Here is a 20,267-nt window from a genome sequence, read left to right on the forward strand (position 1 = left end):
ACGTAAGGCTGAAGCAGCACGTAAAGCCGAAGAAGCACGTAAAGCTGAAGAAGCTCGTATTGCACAAAAAACTGCTGAGTTAATTGAACAAGCTAAAGCTAAAGGGCTAAACGATGACGAAGCAAAACAATTTGCGCAAAATAATATCAATAATGAAGATGATGTATCTAAAGCAAATTTAGATAAAATGATTAAAATAAAAGATTTGACAAAACTTGCTATTGCTGAAGGTCTTGATAAATATCAAGCCGATGATTTTGCTAAAAATAATGTAGATTTAGAGGAAGATACAGCAAAAGCTAACCTTGAAACACTTATCATCAATAATGCTAAAGGAATTTATGATGGACAATATCGTAATGGACTTAAGCAAGAGCAATATGGCACATCAAGTAGTTCCTCATCTAGTTGTATAAATAGTCATTGCTATTCAGTAAGAGAAACTATTACTACCGGTAAAGCAATCTATAATCAACCGTATTCAATTATTTTTGCAGATACTAAATCAGGTGTTCGTAATTCTTCTAGTATTAATGAACTATCGAATGTACGAATTGCCGGCCTAAAAACAAAATTAGAAGCGATACCAACAAAAGGAACAGCTAATTATAGCGGTAAAGCATTTGATGCAGAAAATAATGGAACACTAGATTACAATGTTAATTTTGAAAATAAAACAGGCTCAGGAACTATTACCGGCTTAGGAAATAACATTACATTAGAACAAGGTTCGATTTCAGGAACTGGTATTTCATCTACTGCAACCCAAGGTTACAAATCAGGCTCTTACTCTTTAGATTTCTTCGGTAAAAATGCAGAAGAAATTGCAGGAAAAGTTATCTTTAATGGCAAAGATACTGTCGGCTTCGGCGGACAACGCGGAGATATTCAAAAATAATTTTCCATCTTAATTATGATGTAAAAGGTCGTCTGAAACCGTTTCAGACGACCTTTTCGACCATTTTCACCGCGTTATCCGTATAATAACCAGATACTCCTACAATCCATATCCTACTGAATAAAATGAATAAAAATCATCTCGTCTTACTGATGCTCTCTTTGCCGTCGGTCGCTCTTGCCGATACACCCGTTGTCCGTGTACCTGCGCCTGTATTTTTTGACAAGCAGCCTAACAGCGAAACGCCCTCAAAAGATTTTATCGACGACAAACCCGCAGAACAGAGGCTTTCAGACGACCTTTCTGCCGATTCATCATTGGAAGCACAGATCAACCGCGCATTAATCGGACGGGACTGGAAGATGCTGGAAGGTTTGTTGGCGCAATATAAAGCCGCGCCCGACCGGGATGCCGTTTTATACGATTATGCTTTAGGCGCCTTGCGGCGCAGTCAATTGCGGCATGGTGAGGCTGTATCGCTCTATCGCGGCATTTTGGCGAAACATCCCGATTTGGCGTATCCGCGTTTCGATTTGGGCGTCATGATATTTGAAAACAAACAGTACCGCGAGGCAAAGGCGGAATTGAAACGGGCAAAACCGGATTTGCAGCCGCCCATGCAGCAACTTGCCGACCGTTATCTTGCCGCCATTGATTCGGCGCAAAGCTGGCAGCCCGATATTTCGCTGCAATACGAGCAGACCGATAATGTGAACAATGCCTCGTCCGAGCGCGTTATAGAATGGAACGGCAGACGCTGGAATAAAACCGCTGACAGCCTGCCGCAAAAGGCGCACGGTATCCGCTATGGTGCAGGCGTGTCGCGTGAAATCAATGTGGGCGGACATCATTTTGTTTACGGCAGCTTGAGCGGCGACGGCGTGCATTATTGGGACAATCAGGATTTTAACGAGCAAAGCCTGCGCTTGGCGGCAGGCTATAAAAACCGTTCGGCGGTGCAATCTTTCGGGGTTGTGCCGTTTGCCGAGCAAAACTGGCTGGGCGGCAAACGCTATAATCGCGAAACCGGTATCCATACCGATTTTTCACGTCGTCTGAACGAAAAATGGCGGCTCTCGCTCAATGCAGGCTATATCAAAAAATACTATCGGAACAGCGGTTCGGCAGCGCGTTACAACAGCCATATGCCGCTGGCGGGGGCAACGCTGGCATACTCTGCGCCGAAAAACTGGCTTCTCTACGGCGGTGCAGACTGGTCGCACGACATGACCAAAGAAGCGGAGCAGGCATCCGTGCGCAAGGGCATACGCTTCGGCGCGGCGAAAGCGTTTGAGAACGGATTCGGCATCCGCACCAATCTGCGCTACGCCCACCGTACCTTTGATGCGCCGGGTAGCCTGGTGTACCGTCTGACCCGTAAAGACCATGAATATCAGGCAAATGCCTCTATTTGGCACAGTAAAATTTCATGGAAAGGCTTAGTGCCGCATTTGAATTTCCGTTATCTCAAAATCGACAGCAATATGAGCGGCTTCTATTCCCGCAAGAGTATGCAGACGTTTATCAGCGTGGAGAAACAGTTTTGAAGCAGCAGGGATAATGGGTCGGAAAAACACTCTGCCAGCCATCCGCCGTAATTCCGGCGCCGGCAGAAATTCGTCGGAAATCCTAAGAAAGAGGTATTTGAAAAACGGTTGTCAAAATTAAAAGTGTATCTCCACCTTCTCGGGAATAACGCCGATTGAAGCGTTTCTGTTTGAATGACAATAAATCGAATTCAGAAATCCGAGCGATAAACCCAAAAAGGTCAAAGGTCGTCTGAAAACCCAAGCAGCTTTTCAGACGACCTTTTTGATTTTCAGTTTGCACAACCGCCCATCACAAGGTCTTATGCTTTCGACGCTTGAACCATTTGCCCAATATGCCGCCTTCCCCTCCAAACACCAGCGATACGGCATACAGCACGCCGCAGCACAAGATAATTGCAGGCCCCGACGGGATTTCGACGTGATAGGAAAACAGCAGTCCGGCAAAACCGCAGACCAGCGCGATAAAAACGGACAAAGCCATCAGCGCGCCCATGCTTTTCGCCCAGAGCCGCGCGGTAATCGACGGCAGCATCATCAGACCGACCGACATCAGCGTACCGAGTGCCTGAAAGCCTGCAACAAGGTTCATCACCACCAAAATCAGGAAGACGACGTGCCAAAAGCCGCCCTTCCCGCCAACCGCCTTCAGAAACAGCGGGTCAATGCTTTCCAAGACCAGCGGGCGGTAAATAATCGCCAATGCCGTTACCGTAACGCTTGCCGAGGCGGCAATCAGTTGCAGCGCGGGAATATCCACCGACAAGACCGACCCGAACAAGAGATGCAGCAAATCGACGCTGCTGCCGTTTTTACTGACCAAAACCACGCCGATTGCCAGACTGCTCAGGTAAAAGGCGGCAAAGTTGGCATCTTCCTTCAACGATGTAAAACGGCTCGCCAAACCCGCCAAAAGCGCCATCAGCAAGCCTGCCGCAAACCCGCCGACGCTCATTGCCGGCAGGCTCAGCCCGGCAAACATATAGCCGATTGCCGCACCGGGCAGGACGGCATGACTCAAAGCATCGCCTACCAGGCTCATGCGCCGCATGACCAGGAACACGCCGACCGGAGCGGCACTCAAAGCCAGACAGAATACCGACGCAAGCGCATAGCGCATAAAGTCGAATTCCGCAAAAGGGGAAATCAGCAAATCGTATAAATTCATGGTATCCGGTAAATAAGGAAAAACTTCTGAAAATGGGAAACGTCGTCTGAAAATCCTTCGCCGCATCTTTCAGACGACGTACTGCCTTACGAGGGGGCGGCGCAAACTATACGTCGCACCAGTCCTCCGACTCCTGCCGCTGCATCAGCATATTCGCGCGGGCAAGGTTTTCATCGGTCAGGACGGACGGCGTTCTGCCCGCCGCAACCTTTTCCCGAGCCAGCAACAGCGTGTCCGAAAAATAATCGCGTACCTGCGCATAATCGTGCAACACGGCGATAATTGCCTGCCCTTCCTCATTGCATTGGCGCAATACGTCCAAGAGCGCGTAGGTTGTGCGTGCATCGACGGCGTTGAAAGGTTCGTCCAAAAGCAGGAATTTCGCCCCCTGCGCCAGCATACGCGCAAATAAAACGCGCTGAAACTGACCGTTAGACAAATGCGCGATCTGCCTGTCGGCAAAATCCCGCATACCGACGCGTGCAAGCGCATCCAAAACGCGGGTACGCTGCGCCGCGTCAACCCGTCCGAAAAAGCCGATTTCGTACCACAAACCCATCGCCGCCAGTTCGAAAACCGTCATCGGCTGGCCGCGGTCGATGTCAGACTGCTGCGGCAGGTAGGCGATGTCTTTGCGTTGCAGGTTTTGCAGGAGGACGCGTCCCGTATCGACTTGCTGCAAACCCATGACCGCTTTTAAAAAAGTTGATTTGCCCGCACCGTTCGGCCCGCAGACCGCCCACATCGAATGCTCGGCAAATTCGATGCCGACATGGTGTACGGCAGGCCGCGTCCGGTAGCTGACCGTCAGATTTTCAACAACGATACTCATGCAACCGCCCAAAAATACATGCCCCAAACTGCCGCCAAAGCGAAAAGCGCAATCAGCAGGCGTTGGAACAATCCGGTGAGTAAAATGGAATTCATAACAATATCGAAAATTAAAGACGATGTGTTCAAAATGAAACAAAAGTAAGGATGATACTTTATAACATTATGATTGTAAACATAAAGGCAGTATCCGGATATAGGCACGATTTTTGTGGACAAGGCATCTGCCGTTTTCAGACGACCTTTTTCAAAGCCGGCGCAGGCGGTTTGCCCGTATAAGCGGCGTGTGCCTTGGCCTACGAAGAAACGACCCGGCTTATTGTCCCGATTCAGAAGTCAGTAGGCCAGATATGAGTATCCAACGTTGTCAACATTCAAACCCTAATTAGGCAATGTAGAAAATTTCAAGCAGTTGTCGGATACAAGTATCCTACCTACATTAGCAAGCAATGAAGCCAATTACAAAAGGTCGTCTGAAAACCGATATTCAGGTTTTCAGACGACCTTATTATGCTTCAAATCCCGTGTTATTGCAGGCTGTGTTCCAGCGAAATGCCTGCCGCCCAGCCGGTTTTGGGGTCTTTACTTTCTTTGACTACGCCTGAGTTGAACGAGAGGGTCGTGCGTTTGGAAAATTTGTATTCGGTGTTGAACGCGAGCTGTTTGTAATTCTTGCCGGTGTCGGAGCGGCCGTAGGCGACGCCGAGTTTGGGAGTGATGTTGCCCATGGTGTAGCCGGCGGTCACTTGGAAATCGCGGGTGTTGGTATTGGTTTTGGTTTCGTCTTCCCAGTGGAATTTGTCGGCGACATTGCGGGCGTACATCATGCCGGCGGCGAGGTAGAGATTGTCTTTGTCGTAGCCGACTTTCATGGAATGAACCTGTCTGTCTTTCGTATCGTCAGGCGAGCCGTTGCGGGCGTATTCGAGGGCGTAGTGAGCGTTGAAGCCGTTGGTCGGGTGTTTGTAGTGCAAGCCTAAGCCCGCCATCCAGTCGCCGTTGCGCTTCCTGTCTTTGTATTTGTTGGCACCGGGCGCGATTTGGACGCGGTAATTGAAGCCGTTGTCAAAGGTTTTGGATTCGTAGTTCAGGGCGATTTCACGGCCGCCGAAACGGGTCATGCGCCCCATGGTTTGGGTGTGGTTGTTGCCGTTGAACGCGTCTTGTTCGCCGGTCAGGTAGTGCATGGGGGTACTGAGCCAGCCGGCGCGGACGGTACCGAAATCGCCGCGCAGACCGATGTAGGAGTCGTCCGTACTCCAGCCGTTGTAGTCGAAGGCGACGAATGAATTGACGCCGTAGATGAGCTTGAGGTCTTTGTCGAGTTTTTCACTGCCCATAATCCAGATGCGGCTGTTGTTGTCGGATATATCGGTAGCGGATTGCCCTTTGCCGTTGCGTTCGTGTTCGATAGAAGTAAATATCCGTCCGCCGATTTTGGCTTCGTTATCGGATGCCAATGCGGGGGCGGCAAGCGGGACGGCAACCGCAATCATTAATAACTTCTTCATTTTCTTCTCCTTTTGCTTGATTCTTCTGAGGCTGCGTTTAAACAGGGTTTTATACTATTTGAGGCGTGCAAAAAAATCAATATTTTTGTAATCACTTGTAACTTTTATTTCAAAAAATGTTTTTTACGGCGTTTTTTTGTGTTATCTTGCAAACCGATTCCCAAAACAGGCGGATTTTTTCAAATACCCATAGAGAATAAATCTTTTTATCCGCTAAAAATCAGAATATTTCCCTACCATGTAGTCATATGTAGTTTTTTATTTTTTGCAAAACGCAGGATGGAGGGAGAGATAGCGAGAAGAGGAGAAAAAACGTGCTGCCGAACAAACCTTATTCCATATCGGCTTTATCGCTTGCCATAGTGCTTGCGCTGTCGGCGTGTCATCGCGAAGTCAAGCCCGCGCCCGAATTCAAGCGCAGCGAATACAATAAAATCGTCATCAGCAATGCGGTCGAACCGAGTACGCTCGACCCGCAGAAAAGCTCGGATATGGCGGCGGGCGCGATTATCCGTCAGATGATGGACGGCTTGGTCAGTACGGATGCCGAAGGCAAAACCATTCCCGCCTTGGCGTTGAAATGGGAGCCGTCAGACGAAGGGCGCGTTTGGACGTTCCACCTGCGCGATGCGAAGTGGAGCAACGGCGACCCGATTACCGCCGAAGATTTCGTTTACAGCTTCCGCCGCCTCGCCGATCCCGCAACCGCCGCGCCTAACAGCAGCTATTTGGAAGACGCGAAAATACAGGGTGCGGCGGAAATCCTGCAAGGCAAGGCGAAGCCGGATACTTTGGGCGTCAAGGCTTTGGACAAGAAAACGCTGCAATTCACGCTCACCGCGCCCGTGCCGTATTTCCCCGATATGCTGATTCAGCAGTTCACCTACCCCGTCCACCGCGCCACGGTCGAGAAATTCGGCGAAAAATGGACGCAGCCGGGCAATTATGTTTCCAGCGGCGCATACATCCTCAAAGAATGGCGTGTCAACAGCCACATCACCATGGATAAAAACCCTACTTATTACGACAGCAAAAAAGTATCCATCCCGCAGGCGGTGTTCCTCGCCATCGGCAAAGAATACGACCGCTACCGTGCCGACGAAGTGGACGTTACCTACGGCATCCCTTCCGATCAAATTAAGATTGCCGAGAAAGAATTTCCCGGGCAGGTCCGGCGCGCGACTTTGCTGTGTTCTTGGTTTTTAGAGCCGAACTTGGAATCCGCCGAATTTAAAAATCCCAAAGTCCGCCGCGCGCTCAACCTGCTGACCGACCGCGCCATCATTACCAAGGTTGCCGCACGCGGCGACAAGGAAGCGTTCCAGCTTACCCCGCCGAATATGCAGGGCGGCGGCGAGTCTGCGCCTGCGTGGAAGCCGCTGAAACGCGAAGCGCGTATTGCCGAAGCAGAAAAACTCTTGCGCGAAGCGGGTTATAGCGAAGAGAAACCGTTCGAGTTCCAAATCGTCTATACCACCAGCGAGGCCGCCAAAAAACAAATCACCGCGCTGCAATCCATTTGGAAGGCGACCGTGCCGTTCGTTCGCCCCACGTTGATGAACGAAGAATGGAAAACCTTCTTGGACAAGCGTATGCAAGGTAATTTCAGCATGGCGTTTGCAGGCTGGTGTTCCGACTACAACGACCCTGCGGGCATGCTCAATATTTTCAAATCCAACAATCCGAACAACGCCTTCCATTACAAGAATCCCGAATTCGACAAGCTGATGAACAGCACGCTCGAAGCGGGCATTTCCGCCGAAGAGCGCGCCCGCCGCTACGTCAGCGCCGAGGCGATGCTGCAACGCGACGACGCCTTTATCCCGCTGTATCACCAAGTCAGCATCAATCTGGTGAAACCCGACATCCAAGGCTACTCCGACCGCGACCCGCTGAAAAACTACACCGTCAAGAATTGGTCGTTTGCACCCAAGAAGTGATTTGATAACATAGACACGTTTTTCAGACGACCTCCCTGTACACTAAATTGAAGAGGTCGTCTGAAACCGCGAAACCCTATTGGAGAATCCCGTTCATGAATACCGTATCGAATTACCTGTCCGCATTGCGCGAAGCCATGAAGGCGCAAGGCTTGGACGCACTCGTCATCCCCTCCGCCGACCCCCATCTTTCCGAATACCTGCCCGCACACTGGCAGGCGCGTCGCGAGTTGTCGGGCTTTACCGGCTCGGTCGGCACTTTCGTCGTTACCGCCGATGAAGCGGGCGTGTGGGTGGACAGCCGCTATTGGGAACAAGCCACCAAACAGCTTGCAGGCAGCGGCATTGAATTGCAAAAAAGCGGGCAAGTTCCGCCGTATAACGAATGGCTCGCGGCAAACCTGCCCGAAAACGCCGCCGTCGGCATCCCATCCGATATGGTGTCGCTCACCGGCAAACGCACTTTGGCGCAATCCCTGACCGCCAAAAACATCCGCATCGAACACCCCGACGGCCTGCTTGACCAAGTGTGGACAAGCCGTCCCGCCATTCCCGCCGAAACCGTATTCATCCACGACCCCGCCTACGTCTCCGAAACCGCCACCGAAAAACTCGCCCGCGTGCGCGCCGTCATGGCGGAAAAAGGCGCGGATTACCACTTGGTTTCCTCGCTTGACGACATCGCTTGGCTGACCAACCTGCGCGGCAGCGACGTGCCTTTCAATCCCGTTTTCGTGTCCTTCCTGCTTATCGGCAAAGACAACGCCGTCCTGTTTACCGACCAAGGTCGTCTGAACGCCGAAGCCGCCGCCGCGCTGCAAACCGCAGGCATCACGGTCGAACCTTACGCCCAAGTTGCCGACAAACTCGCGCAAATCGGCGGCACGCTGCTTATCGAGCCGAACAAAACCGCCGTCAGCACCCTCGTGCGCCTGCCCGAAAGCGTGCGCCTGATCGAAGGCATCAACCCGTCCACCTTCTTCAAATCCGTCAAATCCGAAGCCGACATCGCCCACATCCGCGAAGCGATGGAACAAGACGGCGCGGCGTTGTGCGGCTTCTTCGCCGAGTTTGAAGACATCATCGACAACGGCGGCAGCCTGACCGAAATCGACGTGGACACCATGCTCCACCGCTACCGCAGCGCACGTCCGGGCTTCATTTCATTGAGTTTCGACACCATCGCGGGCTTCAACGCCAACGCTGCCCTGCCGCATTACAGCGCAACGCCCGAAAGCCACAGCACCATCAGCGGCAACGGTCTCCTGCTCATTGACTCCGGCGCGCAATACAAAGGCGGCACGACCGACATCACCCGCGTCGTCCCCGTCGGCACACCGAGTGCCGAACAAAAACGCGACAACACCCTCGTCCTCAAAGCCCATATCGCGCTTGCCGAAGCCGTGTTCCCCGAAAACATCCTCTCGCCGATGATAGACGCCATCTGCCGCAAACCCTTGTGGCAGGCGCAATGCGACTACGGTCATGGTACAGGACACGGTGTAGGCTATTTCCTCAACGTCCACGAAGGCCCGCAAGTCATCGCCTGCGCCGCCGTTCCCGGCCCGCAGCACGCCATGAAAAAAGGCATGGTTACCTCCATCGAACCCGGACTCTACCGTCCCGGCAAATGGGGCATCCGCATTGAGAACCTCGCCGCCAACCAAGCTGTTGCCAACCCGCAGGAAACCGAGTTCGGCAGCTTTCTCTACTTCGAAACCCTGACCCTCTGCCCCATCGACACCCTCCTGATGGATACCGCCATGATGACCGACGGCGAAATCGACTGGGTCAACCGCTACCACGCCGAAGTCCGCCGCCGCCTCGAGCCGCTGACCGAAGGCGCGGCAAAAGCATGGCTGATCAAACGCACCGAACCGCTGGCGCGTTAACCGCAAAGGTCGTCTGAAAAAGGCCGTAGCGTGGGCTTTGCCCACGAGAAACACCAGCAAAAAGGTCGTCTGAAACCAAAAATCCGATTTCAGACGACCTCCGAAACAAACCCAAAACGCAGGCTTCCGCCCGCAACCGCCGCAATAAAAAACCGTCCGAAACCCCATCCAAAGTGTTCAGACAACCATAAAAGCCGTAGCGTGGGCTTTGCCCACGAAAAACATCAGCCAAAAGGTCGTCTGAAACCCAAAATCCCGTTTCAGACGACCATAAAAGCAAAAGCCCACACACCAAAAAACCAAGGGCCTGACTACAAAGAAGAGAAAACCATCCCAAGCGTCCGAACACCCGTTCAGACCGCCTTCCCGTATTCAGGCATATTCCGACCCACCAAGCCCCGAGCAGGTACGATATGCTGAAATTCATCATCCGCCGCATACTTTCCGCCATCCCCACCATGCTGGTACTGATTACCGTCTCATTCTTCCTGATGCGGCTCGCACCCGGCAGCCCCTTCACCGGCGACAAAAACGTACCGCCCGCCGTACTGGCCAACATCGAGGCCAAATACCACCTGAACGACCCGATGTACCTGCAATACTTCAACTATCTCAAACAACTCGCCCACGGCGACCTCGGTCCTTCGTTCAAATACAAAGACTACAACGTCAACGAGCTGCTCGCCCAAGCCCTGCCCGTCTCCGTCGAACTGGGCGTGTACGCCTTCATCGTCTCCACCGTTTTGGGCGTACTCATGGGCACCATCGCCGCGCTCAGGCGCAACACATGGGCGGACTACACTATCATGACCGCCGCCATGACCGGCATCGTCGTCCCCAGCTTCGTCAAAGCCCCCATCATGATTTTCATCTTCGCCATCACCCTCAAATGGCTGCCCGCCGGCGGCTGGAACGACGGCGCGCTGACCAGCCTCATCCTGCCCGTCGCCGCCCTCTCCATCGGCTATGTCGCAGGCCTCGCCCGCATCACGCGCGGCGCGATGATAGAAGTGTTGAACAGCCCCTACATCCGCACCGCCCGCGCCAAAGGGCTGTCCATGAACAGCATCGTCCTGCGCCACGCCCTGCGTCCCGCCATGCTGCCCATCCTCTCCTATCTCGTTCCCGCCTTCGTCGGCATCATCACTGGCGCCATCGTCATCGAAAGCGTCTTCGGACTGCCCGGCATCGGACAACTCTTCGTCAATGGCGCGCTCAACCGCGACTACGGCATGATCTTGGGACTGACCATCCTCGTCGGCGTACTGACCATCGTCTTCAACGCCGTACTCGACATCCTCTACGCCCTGATCGACCCCAAAATCCGCTATTAAAAGCAAAAAAGGTCGTCTGAAAACCGGTTTTGCCGTTTTCAGACGACCTCCGAACAAAAAACGGAGAACACCATGCTATTCAACAAGAAAAATTCCCGCGCCATAGCAGAAGCCGCCGAACAGGCACAAGTACACGGACGCAGCCTGTGGCAGGACGCATGGCGGCGTTTCAGCAACAACAAAGCCGCCCTGTGCAGCGTCTTCATCCTTGCCGCCATTATCCTCTTCGTTATCGCCGTCCCCTGGGTCAGCGCCTACACCTACGACCACACCGACTGGGACAACATGCAAATCCCGCCTTCCTTCGCCACCCGCCACTACTTCGGCACCGACCTGCTCGGACGCGACCTCCTCACCCGTGCCGCAGCCGGCGGACGCATTTCCCTGCTCATCGGCATTGCAGGCGCACTCGTCGCCGTCGTCATCGGCACGCTCTACGGCGCGCTCGCAGGCTTCTTCGGCGGCAAACTCGACTCCGTTATGATGCGTCTGCTCGAAATCCTCAATGCCTTTCCGTTTATGTTTTTCGTCATCCTGTTGACCACCTTCTTCGGGCGCAACCTTTTACTCATCTTCGTCGCCATCGGACTCGTCTCATGGTTGGACGTCGCCCGCATCGTCCGCGGACAAACCCTCAGCCTCAAACACAAAGAATTCGTCGAAGCCGCCCGCATCACAGGCGTATCCCGCCGCCGCATCGTTACCCGCCACATCATCCCCAACGTACTCGGCGTCGTCATGGTTTACGCCTCCCTGCTCGTACCCGGCATGATCATGTTCGAATCCTTCCTCAGCTTCCTCGGATTGGGCGTACAAGAACCCAAGACCAGTTGGGGCTCCATGCTCCAAGAAGGCGCAGCCTCCATGGAAGCCGCCCCGTGGCAGCTCCTCGTCCCCTGCTTCTTCCTCGTCGCCACCCTCTTCTGCTTCAACTTCATCGGCGATGGCCTGCGCGACGCACTCGACCCCAAAGACCGCTGACACACACAACGAGGACACACCCATGACCACCCCATTACTCACCGTCGAAAACCTCGATATCCGTTTCCAACTCCACGACAAAACCGTCCACGCCGTGCGCAACATCAGCTTCAAAGTCGCCAAAGGCGAAACCCTCGCCCTAGTCGGCGAATCCGGTTCAGGCAAATCCGTTACCGCCATGTCCCTCATGCGCCTTTTGCCCGAAAACAGCACCCTTTACGGACAAGACTCGCGCATCACCTTCGACGGCACATCCATCCTCGACGCAGACGAAAAAACCCTCCGCAGCCTGCGCGGCGGACGCATCAGCTTCATCTTCCAAGAGCCCATGACCTCGCTCAACCCCTTCATGAAAATCGGCACCCAGCTCACAGAAGCCCTGCGCGTCCACAACAAAACCATCACCCGCAAAGCCGCCCGCGAACGCATCCTCGACCTCCTCAACCGCGTCGGCATCCGCGAAGCAGAACGTCGTCTGAAACAATACCCCCACGAATTCTCAGGCGGTCAGCTCCAGCGCATCATGATCGCCATGGCGCTGCTCAACGACCCCGCCCTGCTCATCGCCGACGAACCCACCACCGCCCTCGACGTCACCATTCAAGCAGAAATCCTCGACCTCCTGCACGACCTCCAAAAACAAATGGGCATGGCGATTATCTTCATCACCCACGACCTCGGACTCGCCGAACACTACGCCGAAACCGTCTGCGTCATGAAAGACGGCGAAATCGTCGAGCGCGGCAAAATCAAACAAGTTTTCGCCAACCCATCCCACCCCTACACCGCACAACTCATCCACTCCGTCCCCAAAGGCATGAAAGACCCCGTAGAAGGCAACCCGCCCGAGCTCATCCGTGCCGACGGCATCAACGTCCACTTCACCCTCAAACACAACTTCTTCGGCAAACCCCTCAAAACCTTCCACGCCGTCAAAAACATCAGTCTCGCCATCCGCCAAGGCGAAACCCTCGGCATCGTCGGCGAATCCGGCTCCGGCAAATCCACGCTCGGCAAAGCCATCATGCAAATGCTCCCCTACCAAGGCAGCATACACTTCGACGGCAGCGACCTCGCCGCCCTCACCCCCGAGCGCGCGCGCCAGCTCAAAGCCGAACGCCAAATGGTCTTCCAAGACCCCTACGGCTCACTCTCCCCCCGCCTCACCGTCGGCGAAATCATAGGCGAAGGCCTCACCGTCCACCGCCCCGAAATGACCAAAGCCCAGCGCACCGAACTCGTTCTCAAAGTCCTGGACGAAGTCTCCCTTCCCGCCGACGCGCTCAACCGCTACCCACACGAATTCTCAGGCGGACAACGCCAACGCATCGCCATCGCCCGCGCCCTCATCCTGCGGCCCAAGTTCATCCTCCTCGACGAACCCACCTCCGCCCTCGACCGCTCCGTCCAAATCAAAGTCGTCGAACTGCTGCGCGAACTCCAAACCAAATACGGACTGACCTACATCTTCATCAGCCACGACCTCTCCGTCGTCCGCGCCGTCAGCGACAACGTCGCCGTCATGCAGCACGGAGAACTCGTCGAATACGGCAGCGCAGACCAAATCTTTTACCACCCGCAGAAAGACTACACCAAACGCCTCATCAACGCCGCCTTCGACCTCTGACCCAAGGTTGTCTGAAATCAAAATGTAGCGTGGGCTTCGCCCACGAATCCTAAAAATACAAAAAGGTCGTCTGAAACACAAACCTAGTTTTTCAGACGACCTCTACACAACCTTACTCACTTCGGCAGATTTCAACGCAAACTTTACCAATCCAACCCACGATTGCCTCCAGCAACCGCCATTCCCGCGCAGGCGGGAATCCATCGTAAAACTTAGGGGACAAACGTTTAAAAACAGGTGCTGAAATTTAAAAGTAGATTCCCGCTTGCGCCGGAATGGCGGCAAACAAATATCTCATTGGATATCGCCCCCCAACTGAAACCACGCAACCCGTAGCGTGCACTTTACCCGCAAACCACCCAAATACAAAAAACCGTCACAGTCCTAACTCTGACAGCCGTAGCGTGGGCTCCGCCCACGAATCACCGAAATACAAAAGATCTTTTGAAACACAAACAAGGTTTCAAACGACCTTTCCACGACCCCACCTCCCTCAGTTTTAACGCAAACTTTACCAATCCAACCCACGATTGCATCCAGCATCCGTCATTCCCGCGCAGGCGGGAATCCATCGTAAAACCTAGGGGACAAACGTTCAAAAACAGGTGCCGAAATTCAAAAGTAGATTCCCGCCTGCGCGGGAATGACGGCAAACAAATATCCCGTCGGATATGAATATTTGCTCTCCCTACACTGCAACCACGCAAGCTCTCTCGCGTACTTTACCCGAAAACTAACCAAATACACAAAAACTGCCCCAAACTCAAATCCAACAGCCGTAGCGTCGTCGGTTTAGCCTACAAATCCTCAAAAGACAAAAAGGTCGTCTGAAAACCAACTTTCAGACGACCCTGTTTCTAATCCCGAGCTACTTCATTAAAGCTTTCATCACAAACGCAGCCAAAAGTGCGCCGAGACGGTATCTGCGGGGAATAGCTAGTCCGGCAGTTTTATATAAAAGACCCGTGCGTTTAAACTCTCCACCCAAATCAAGAAGGGTCATCAAACCGTTTGATACGCCACTGTCCTGCAGTTTTGATTTGCGCTGTTTCAGATAGGATGCCTTAATTCTCACTTGAATAAGTTTGGCTTCCAATTGCAGCAGTTCTCGTGCTTCATCACGCTCCGATTTATTCATTTCATTCTCCTTCCTGCATATCCAAACCACGCAGGCAGGCGATGTCTGCACGGATGTCCTGCAAAGTAGCAGCGATTTGATTATTTTGGTTGCGCCAGTTATATATCACCCTGTAAAGCAAAATGGTGATCACCGCAATGCTGGCAGCGGAAATACCGAAAAACACCCATATCGCTGCACTATCCGTCAATACCCGATTCAATCCAAACAACAAACTGATGAATGCTACCAGCATCAATATCCCGGACACGACCAACCATATGATGATGAGAAACACATTTTTTGCCTGCTCAGACAAATCCAAATTTAAAATCTGCATTCGAAGCAAAAGCAAATCAATACCCTGGTTCAGCAGGGTTTTTGTATGTTCTATATTTTGTCTGATACCCATATTATTTCCGATTTTTTTTTGATTATTTCGGCCTGGAAAATCCGTAGGTATTGTTAGTCTAAAATCAACTAGCAGAAACAACAATCCAAAACCAAAATAATAAAAAGGCCGTCTGAACAAGATTTTAAAAAATCGCGTGTTCGGACGGCATTTATATCAATTAAATTGATATGCCAATTAAACTAAACTGGCGATTATCGACGGTTCAACAACACGCCTACTACTAAGCCAGCCAATGCGGCAAAACCCATAGCGTAGTAAGGATTGTCATGAACGACTTCGTCGGCCTGACGTGCACCGCGTTTAATGCGGTCACCAGCTTCTTCACCGAATTCTACCAAACGTTTTTTACCTTCCTTCAAACCATCTTCGGCAAATTCTTCGAACTCGTCATATTTTTCGCGTACACGGTCAGCGTGATATCTGATTTTGTCGCCAGCTTCTTCTTCGAAACGAAGCATACGGTCTTTGGCGGCGCCGAGTTTTTCCTGCAATTTCTCTTTGGCTTTTTTGCCTTCTTCAGAACCGGCTTCCACACCTTTGCTGTACAGCTCTTCAACATCATTCATTACATCTTGAATGTCATTCAACAGGCTTTCCTTGCGGGAATCAAAATTTTGCTTTTTCATCATTATTTCCTTAGATTGGTGTAGGTTAATCGGCCTAAGTCTATTTGTTGTTTCAAAATGTCAATACCTTTGAGTTAAAATGACCGACCGTCAAATGACAGATTATTTATCTGTTAAAGAATTATAACGCTTTTGAACTAATTCTCAAGTCAATTCGGATAAAGAAACCGACTAAATATGTAAAGATTAACGCATTAGATAAAAAGGTCGTCTGAAAACCTGTTTTCAAGTTTTCAGACGACCTATCGGCTTTTCAGTCAAAACGACCAGTCGTTGTTATGCCAAGCCTTTTGCTTTCAACACTTCCAGCATGGTGCTGCCCAATTCGGCAGGGCTGCGGGTGTAGGCGATGCCGGCTTTTTCGAAAGCGGCGAATTTTTCTTCCGCAGTACCCTTGCCGCCGGAGATAATCGCACCGGCGTGGCCCATACGTTTGCCTTTAGGAGCGGTAACACCTGCGATGTAACCTACAACAGGTTTGGTTACGTTGGATTGGATGTATTCGGCTGCTTCTTCTTCCGCAGTACCGCCGATTTCACCGATCATGATGATGGCGTCGGTATCGGGGTCTTCTTGGAAGAGTTTCAGCGCGTCGATTTGGTTCATGCCCGGAATCGGGTCGCCACCGATACCGATACAGGTTGATTGACCCAAGCCCAGTTTGGTGGTTTGTGCCACGGCTTCGTAAGTCAATGTACCGGAACGGGAAATAATACCGATGCGGCCCGGAGTATGGATGTGGCCCGGCATAATGCCGATTTTGCACTCACCCGGAGTAATCACGCCCGGGCAGTTAGGACCGACCAAACGCGTGCCGTTGCCGTTGGTTTCCAGATAACGTTTGGCTTTGAGCATGTCCAGAGTCGGTACGCCTTCGGTAATCACAACCACCAAGCCTACGCCGGAATCAACCGCTTCAACGATAGAATCCAACACGAACGGAGCCGGAACGTAAATCACGGATGCGTCTGCGCCGGTTTCTTTGACGGCTTCTTTCATGGTGTTGAACACAGGCAGGTTCAGGTGGGTTTGACCGCCTTTACCCGGTGTCACGCCGCCGACGACTTTAGTGCCGTAAGCCAGAGCTTGTTCGGAGTGGAAAGTACCGTTTTTACCGGTGAAACCTTGAACCAATACTTTGGTGTCTTTATTAATCAATACGCTCATTCTTTTCTCCTTAGGCGTTTACGGCTGCGACAATTTTTTCGGCTGCGTCATTCAGGCCGTCGGCGGAAGTCAGTTTCAGGCCTGATTCGTTCAGGATTTTCGCGCCGAGTTCGGCGTTGTTGCCTTCCAGACGGACAACGACAGGCACGTCAACGTTGATTTCTTTAACGGCTGCCACGATGGCTTCCGCGATCATGTCGCAACGGACGATACCGCCGAAGATGTTGATCAATACGCCTTTGACGGATTTGTCTTCGAGAATCAGTTTGAACGCTTCAACTACGCGCTCTTTGGTCGCGCCGCCGCCTACGTCCAAGAAGTTGGCAGGTTGGCCGCCTTTGAGTTTGATGATGTCCATAGTTGCCATCGCCAAACCTGCGCCGTTGACCATACAGCCGATGTTGCCTTCCAAAGCAACGTAGTTCAGGTCGAATTCGGAGGCTTTCAGCTCGCGTTCGTTTTCTTGGGATTTGTCGCGCAATTCGGCGATTTTTGGCAGGCGGTAAAGAGCGTTGCTGTCGATACCGATTTTGCCGTCCACGCAGGCGAGCGCGCCGTTTTCGCGAACTGCCAGCGGGTTCACTTCAAACAGGGCGAAGTCGTTTTCGACAAATGCTTTGTACGCGCCGGTCATCAGTTTGACGAACTCGTTGATTTGTTTGTCTTTCAAGCCCAGTTGGAACGCCACATCGCGCGCTTGGCAAGGTTGCAGACCGACCAGCGGGTCAACAGTTACTTTGAAGATTTTTTCAGGGGTTTCGGCGGCAACTTTTTCGATTTCTACGCCGCCTTCGGTCGAAGCCATGAATGTGATGCGACGGGTAGAACGGTCAACCACCGCGCCCAAATACAGCTCGGTTTGCACCGGATACATGTCTTCGCAAACCAAAACGCTGTTGACCGGCTGACCGTTGGCATCGGTTTGATAAGTAACCAGATTGGTGCCAATCAGGCTTTCCGCCACTTCTTTGGCTTCTTCACGGCTTTTGACGACTTTTACGCCGCCCGCTTTACCGCGTCCGCCCGCGTGGACTTGGGCTTTGACGACGGCAAATTTACCGCCCAGTTTGTCGTAAGCGGCTGCGGCTTCTTCGCCGTTGTGCGCCAAAATACCGCCTTGCACGGGCAAGCCGTAGCCTGCCAGCAGTTCTTTAGCCTGATACTCGTGTAGATTCATGGATTTCTCCTTTAGATTAGTGGAATGCCCTGAGACTGCCTCTGAATGGCAACCCCGTGCGTTTCAGACGACCTTTCGGCGGTCGGAAAATCGTCGTTTCACTTGCTGAACGGCAACCACATCCGCGCAAGCAGATACATGATTGCACCGCCGCCCCCGAGGATAAAAAAGACGATGCCTTTTTTACGCGAATTGGGACAGAGCAGGTAAACGGCAAGGCTGAAACTGATAAACAATAATGCCACGCGCCAAACCAATTCTTTATCTTTGAAACGGTTGAGCGTATAAGTTTCGGTCATCATCACATACATCTGCCACAACGCGGCCATACACATGCTGATGATGCCCATCGGTATAAACAGGATACCGATTACTTCTTTATTCATAATTAAATGCTGTCTGTGAATGTATCGCCGATTATATAGTAGATTCAGCTGAAATCGTCATTCTGATACGAGAACGGCGGCAACCGATATACCCTACTTTCTCTCTATACCCATCAGAACATCACTTGCGAACATTCATCTTTCCGAAAAGGTCGTCTGAAAAAATTTCAGACGACCTTTTATGCTTTACTTTTCCTTATCAGCCGTGCAAAGCGCGTTTGTCGGCGGCCAGCGCGGCTTCGTGAACCACTTCGGACAAGGTCGGGTGGGCATGGATGATGCGGGCGATGTCTTCGCTGCTGGCGAAGAATTCGAGCGCAGTCACGCCTTCAGTAACCAATTCGCTGACAACCGGGCCAATCATGTGTACGCCCAAGATGCGGTCGGTTTTGGCATCCGCCAACACTTTGACCGTACCTTTTGCCTTGCCCATTGCCAACGCACGACCGTTTGCGCCGAAGCCAGAAGTACCTTTTTTGTATTCCACGCCTTCAGCTTTGAGCTGCTCTTCAGTTTTGCCGACCCAAGCGATTTCGGGGTCGGTGTAAATCACGAACGGTACGCTGTTGAAGTCAATATGCGGTTTCTGACCAGCGATGCGCTCGGCAACTGCCACGCCTTCGTCGCTGGCTTTGTGCGCCAGCATCGGACCGCGAACCACGTCGCCGATTGCCCAAACATTAGGCAGGTTGGTGCGGCATTCGCCGTCCACTTTGATAAAGCCGCGCTCGTCTTTTTCCAAGCCGACCGCTTCGGCGTTTAAGCCTTTGGTGTTCGGAATACGTCCGATGGCAACGATGAGTTTGTCGAAGACTTCGGTTTTGGCTTCGCCTGCGGCAGTTTGGTAGGCAACGGAAACGCCTTTGCCTTCAGATTTGATGTCGCCGATTTTCACGCCCAGTTCGATGTTCAAGCCCTGCTCTTTGGTGAAATATTTGAAGGCTTCTTTGGCGATTTGCTGGTCAGCGGCGGCAAGGAAGGTCGGCATGGCTTCGAGGATGGTGACTTGCGAACCGACGCGGTTCCACACAGAACCCATTTCCAAACCGATCACGCCCGAACCGATGACGCCCAGTTTGGCGGGCACTTCAGTCAGGTTCAATGCACCTTCGTTGTCCAATACGTTTACATTGTCGATGGCAACCTGCGGCAGCGGACGCGGCACGGAACCGGTCGCTACGATGACATGTTTGGCTTCGATAACGGTTTTTTCGCCTTTGTTATCGACTTCGATTTGGTAGGCATCGCCGTTTTTGCCGGCAAATGACGCCGTACCGAACAGGCTGGTTACTTTGTTTTTTTGGAACAGGAATTTCACGCCGCCGGTGAGCTTGGTTACGATGGCGTCTTTGCGCGCAATCATTTTCGCCGCGTCAAATTTGATGTCGCCGACGCTGATGCCGTGTTCGGCAAAATCATGCTGCGCGGCATGGAAATGTTCGCTCGACTGCAACAGCGCTTTGGAAGGAATGCAGCCGACGTTCAGACAGGTACCGCCCAGCGCGGGCGCATCGCCTGCTTTGTTGACGCCCGCATCGACACAGGCGGTTTTGAAACCCAGTTGGGCGGCGCGGATGGCGGCAACGTATCCGCCGGGGCCTGCGCCGATGACTACTACATCGTATTGAGACATGTGAAAAATCCTTTGTT

Annotated in this window: 18 protein-coding genes; 8 read left to right on the forward strand and 10 right to left on the reverse strand. The window is 52.4% G+C overall.

Features of this window, described 5'->3' with window-relative positions; genetic code table 11:
- Both NSCA4_RS0109800 and NSCA4_RS14105 read left to right on the forward strand, forming a co-directional pair.
- Nucleotides 1–898: Slam-dependent surface lipoprotein (locus tag NSCA4_RS0109800; protein WP_016687960.1), on the forward strand; the 898-nt coding region annotated here is incomplete at its 5' end.
- Nucleotides 899–1,023: 125 nt separating this feature from the next.
- Nucleotides 1,024–2,445 carry a surface lipoprotein assembly modifier gene (locus NSCA4_RS14105; protein ID WP_016687961.1) on the forward strand — a complete coding sequence of 474 codons (1,422 nt, stop codon included), beginning with the start codon at nucleotides 1,024–1,026 and terminating at the stop codon, nucleotides 2,443–2,445.
- Nucleotides 2,446–2,737: 292 nt separating this feature from the next.
- Here the strand turns inward: NSCA4_RS14105 and NSCA4_RS0109810 are convergent, their stop codons facing one another.
- The 3 genes from NSCA4_RS0109810 to NSCA4_RS0109820 all read right to left on the reverse strand — a co-directional run bounded on the left by NSCA4_RS0109810 (nucleotide 2,738) and on the right by NSCA4_RS0109820 (nucleotide 5,955).
- The gene (locus NSCA4_RS0109810; protein ID WP_016687962.1) at nucleotides 2,738–3,613 is read right to left on the reverse strand and encodes a metal ABC transporter permease; all 876 of its coding nucleotides are present in this window, start codon (nucleotides 3,611–3,613) and stop codon (nucleotides 2,738–2,740) included.
- 106 nt (nucleotides 3,614–3,719) lie between these two features.
- On the reverse strand, nucleotides 3,720–4,445 hold the full coding sequence (locus NSCA4_RS0109815) for a metal ABC transporter ATP-binding protein (RefSeq protein ID WP_036538458.1): 726 nt from the start codon (nucleotides 4,443–4,445) through the stop codon (nucleotides 3,720–3,722).
- 526 nt (nucleotides 4,446–4,971) lie between these two features.
- Nucleotides 4,972–5,955, reverse strand: a complete 984-nt coding sequence (locus NSCA4_RS0109820; RefSeq protein WP_029609720.1) for a porin — start codon at nucleotides 5,953–5,955, stop codon at nucleotides 4,972–4,974.
- 314 nt (nucleotides 5,956–6,269) lie between these two features.
- On the opposite strand from NSCA4_RS0109820, the gene NSCA4_RS0109825 reads away from it, so the two are divergent.
- The 6 genes from NSCA4_RS0109825 to NSCA4_RS0109845 all read left to right on the forward strand — a co-directional run bounded on the left by NSCA4_RS0109825 (nucleotide 6,270) and on the right by NSCA4_RS0109845 (nucleotide 13,729).
- Nucleotides 6,270–7,895: a peptide ABC transporter substrate-binding protein gene (locus NSCA4_RS0109825; protein WP_016687966.1), complete on the forward strand. Its 1,626-nt coding sequence runs from the start codon at nucleotides 6,270–6,272 to the stop codon at nucleotides 7,893–7,895.
- 95 nt (nucleotides 7,896–7,990) lie between these two features.
- Nucleotides 7,991–9,787, forward strand: a complete 1,797-nt coding sequence (locus tag NSCA4_RS0109830; RefSeq protein ID WP_016687967.1) for an aminopeptidase P family protein — start codon at nucleotides 7,991–7,993, stop codon at nucleotides 9,785–9,787.
- A 30-nt stretch (nucleotides 9,788–9,817) separates the two neighbouring features.
- On the forward strand, nucleotides 9,818–10,207 hold the full coding sequence (locus NSCA4_RS15205; RefSeq protein WP_016687968.1) for a hypothetical protein: 390 nt from the start codon (nucleotides 9,818–9,820) through the stop codon (nucleotides 10,205–10,207).
- Nucleotides 10,201–11,121, forward strand: a complete 921-nt coding sequence (gene oppB / locus NSCA4_RS0109835; protein WP_016687969.1) for an oligopeptide ABC transporter permease OppB — start codon at nucleotides 10,201–10,203, stop codon at nucleotides 11,119–11,121. Before NSCA4_RS15205 ends, oppB begins: the two co-directional genes overlap by 7 nt.
- Nucleotides 11,122–11,193: 72 nt before the next feature.
- Nucleotides 11,194–12,102 carry an oligopeptide ABC transporter permease OppC gene (oppC, locus tag NSCA4_RS0109840; protein WP_016687970.1) on the forward strand — a complete coding sequence of 303 codons (909 nt, stop codon included), beginning with the start codon at nucleotides 11,194–11,196 and terminating at the stop codon, nucleotides 12,100–12,102.
- A 22-nt stretch (nucleotides 12,103–12,124) separates the two neighbouring features.
- On the forward strand, nucleotides 12,125–13,729 hold the full coding sequence (locus tag NSCA4_RS0109845; protein ID WP_016687971.1) for an ABC transporter ATP-binding protein: 1,605 nt from the start codon (nucleotides 12,125–12,127) through the stop codon (nucleotides 13,727–13,729).
- Between the two features lie 868 nt (nucleotides 13,730–14,597).
- Here the strand turns inward: NSCA4_RS0109845 and NSCA4_RS0109850 are convergent.
- The 7 genes from NSCA4_RS0109850 to lpdA all read right to left on the reverse strand — a co-directional run bounded on the left by NSCA4_RS0109850 (nucleotide 14,598) and on the right by lpdA (nucleotide 20,250).
- A complete protein-coding gene (locus NSCA4_RS0109850; protein WP_016687972.1) occupies nucleotides 14,598–14,867 on the reverse strand; it encodes a hypothetical protein in 270 nt (89 codons plus the stop codon).
- A gap of 1 nt (nucleotide 14,868) precedes the next feature.
- Nucleotides 14,869–15,258 (reverse strand): phage holin family protein, encoded by a 390-nt coding sequence (locus tag NSCA4_RS0109855; protein WP_016687973.1) that lies wholly within the window; start codon nucleotides 15,256–15,258, stop codon nucleotides 14,869–14,871.
- A gap of 194 nt (nucleotides 15,259–15,452) precedes the next feature.
- Nucleotides 15,453–15,887, reverse strand: a complete 435-nt coding sequence (locus NSCA4_RS0109860) for an ElaB/YgaM/YqjD family protein (RefSeq protein WP_016687974.1) — start codon at nucleotides 15,885–15,887, stop codon at nucleotides 15,453–15,455.
- A gap of 276 nt (nucleotides 15,888–16,163) precedes the next feature.
- The gene (gene sucD, locus NSCA4_RS0109865; protein WP_003745608.1) at nucleotides 16,164–17,054 is read right to left on the reverse strand and encodes a succinate--CoA ligase subunit alpha; all 891 of its coding nucleotides are present in this window, start codon (nucleotides 17,052–17,054) and stop codon (nucleotides 16,164–16,166) included.
- 10 nt (nucleotides 17,055–17,064) lie between these two features.
- Nucleotides 17,065–18,231 carry an ADP-forming succinate--CoA ligase subunit beta gene (gene sucC / locus NSCA4_RS0109870; RefSeq protein WP_016687975.1) on the reverse strand — a complete coding sequence of 389 codons (1,167 nt, stop codon included), beginning with the start codon at nucleotides 18,229–18,231 and terminating at the stop codon, nucleotides 17,065–17,067.
- A 98-nt stretch (nucleotides 18,232–18,329) separates the two neighbouring features.
- Nucleotides 18,330–18,617, reverse strand: a complete 288-nt coding sequence (locus NSCA4_RS0109875) for a hypothetical protein (protein WP_003755543.1) — start codon at nucleotides 18,615–18,617, stop codon at nucleotides 18,330–18,332.
- A gap of 199 nt (nucleotides 18,618–18,816) precedes the next feature.
- A complete protein-coding gene (gene lpdA / locus NSCA4_RS0109880) occupies nucleotides 18,817–20,250 on the reverse strand; it encodes a dihydrolipoyl dehydrogenase (protein WP_016687976.1) in 1,434 nt (477 codons plus the stop codon).
- Nucleotides 20,251–20,267 lie beyond the last annotated feature (17 nt).

This window comes from Neisseria sicca 4320, assembly GCF_000193735.1.
Taxonomy (GTDB): domain Bacteria; phylum Pseudomonadota; class Gammaproteobacteria; order Burkholderiales; family Neisseriaceae; genus Neisseria; species Neisseria sicca_E.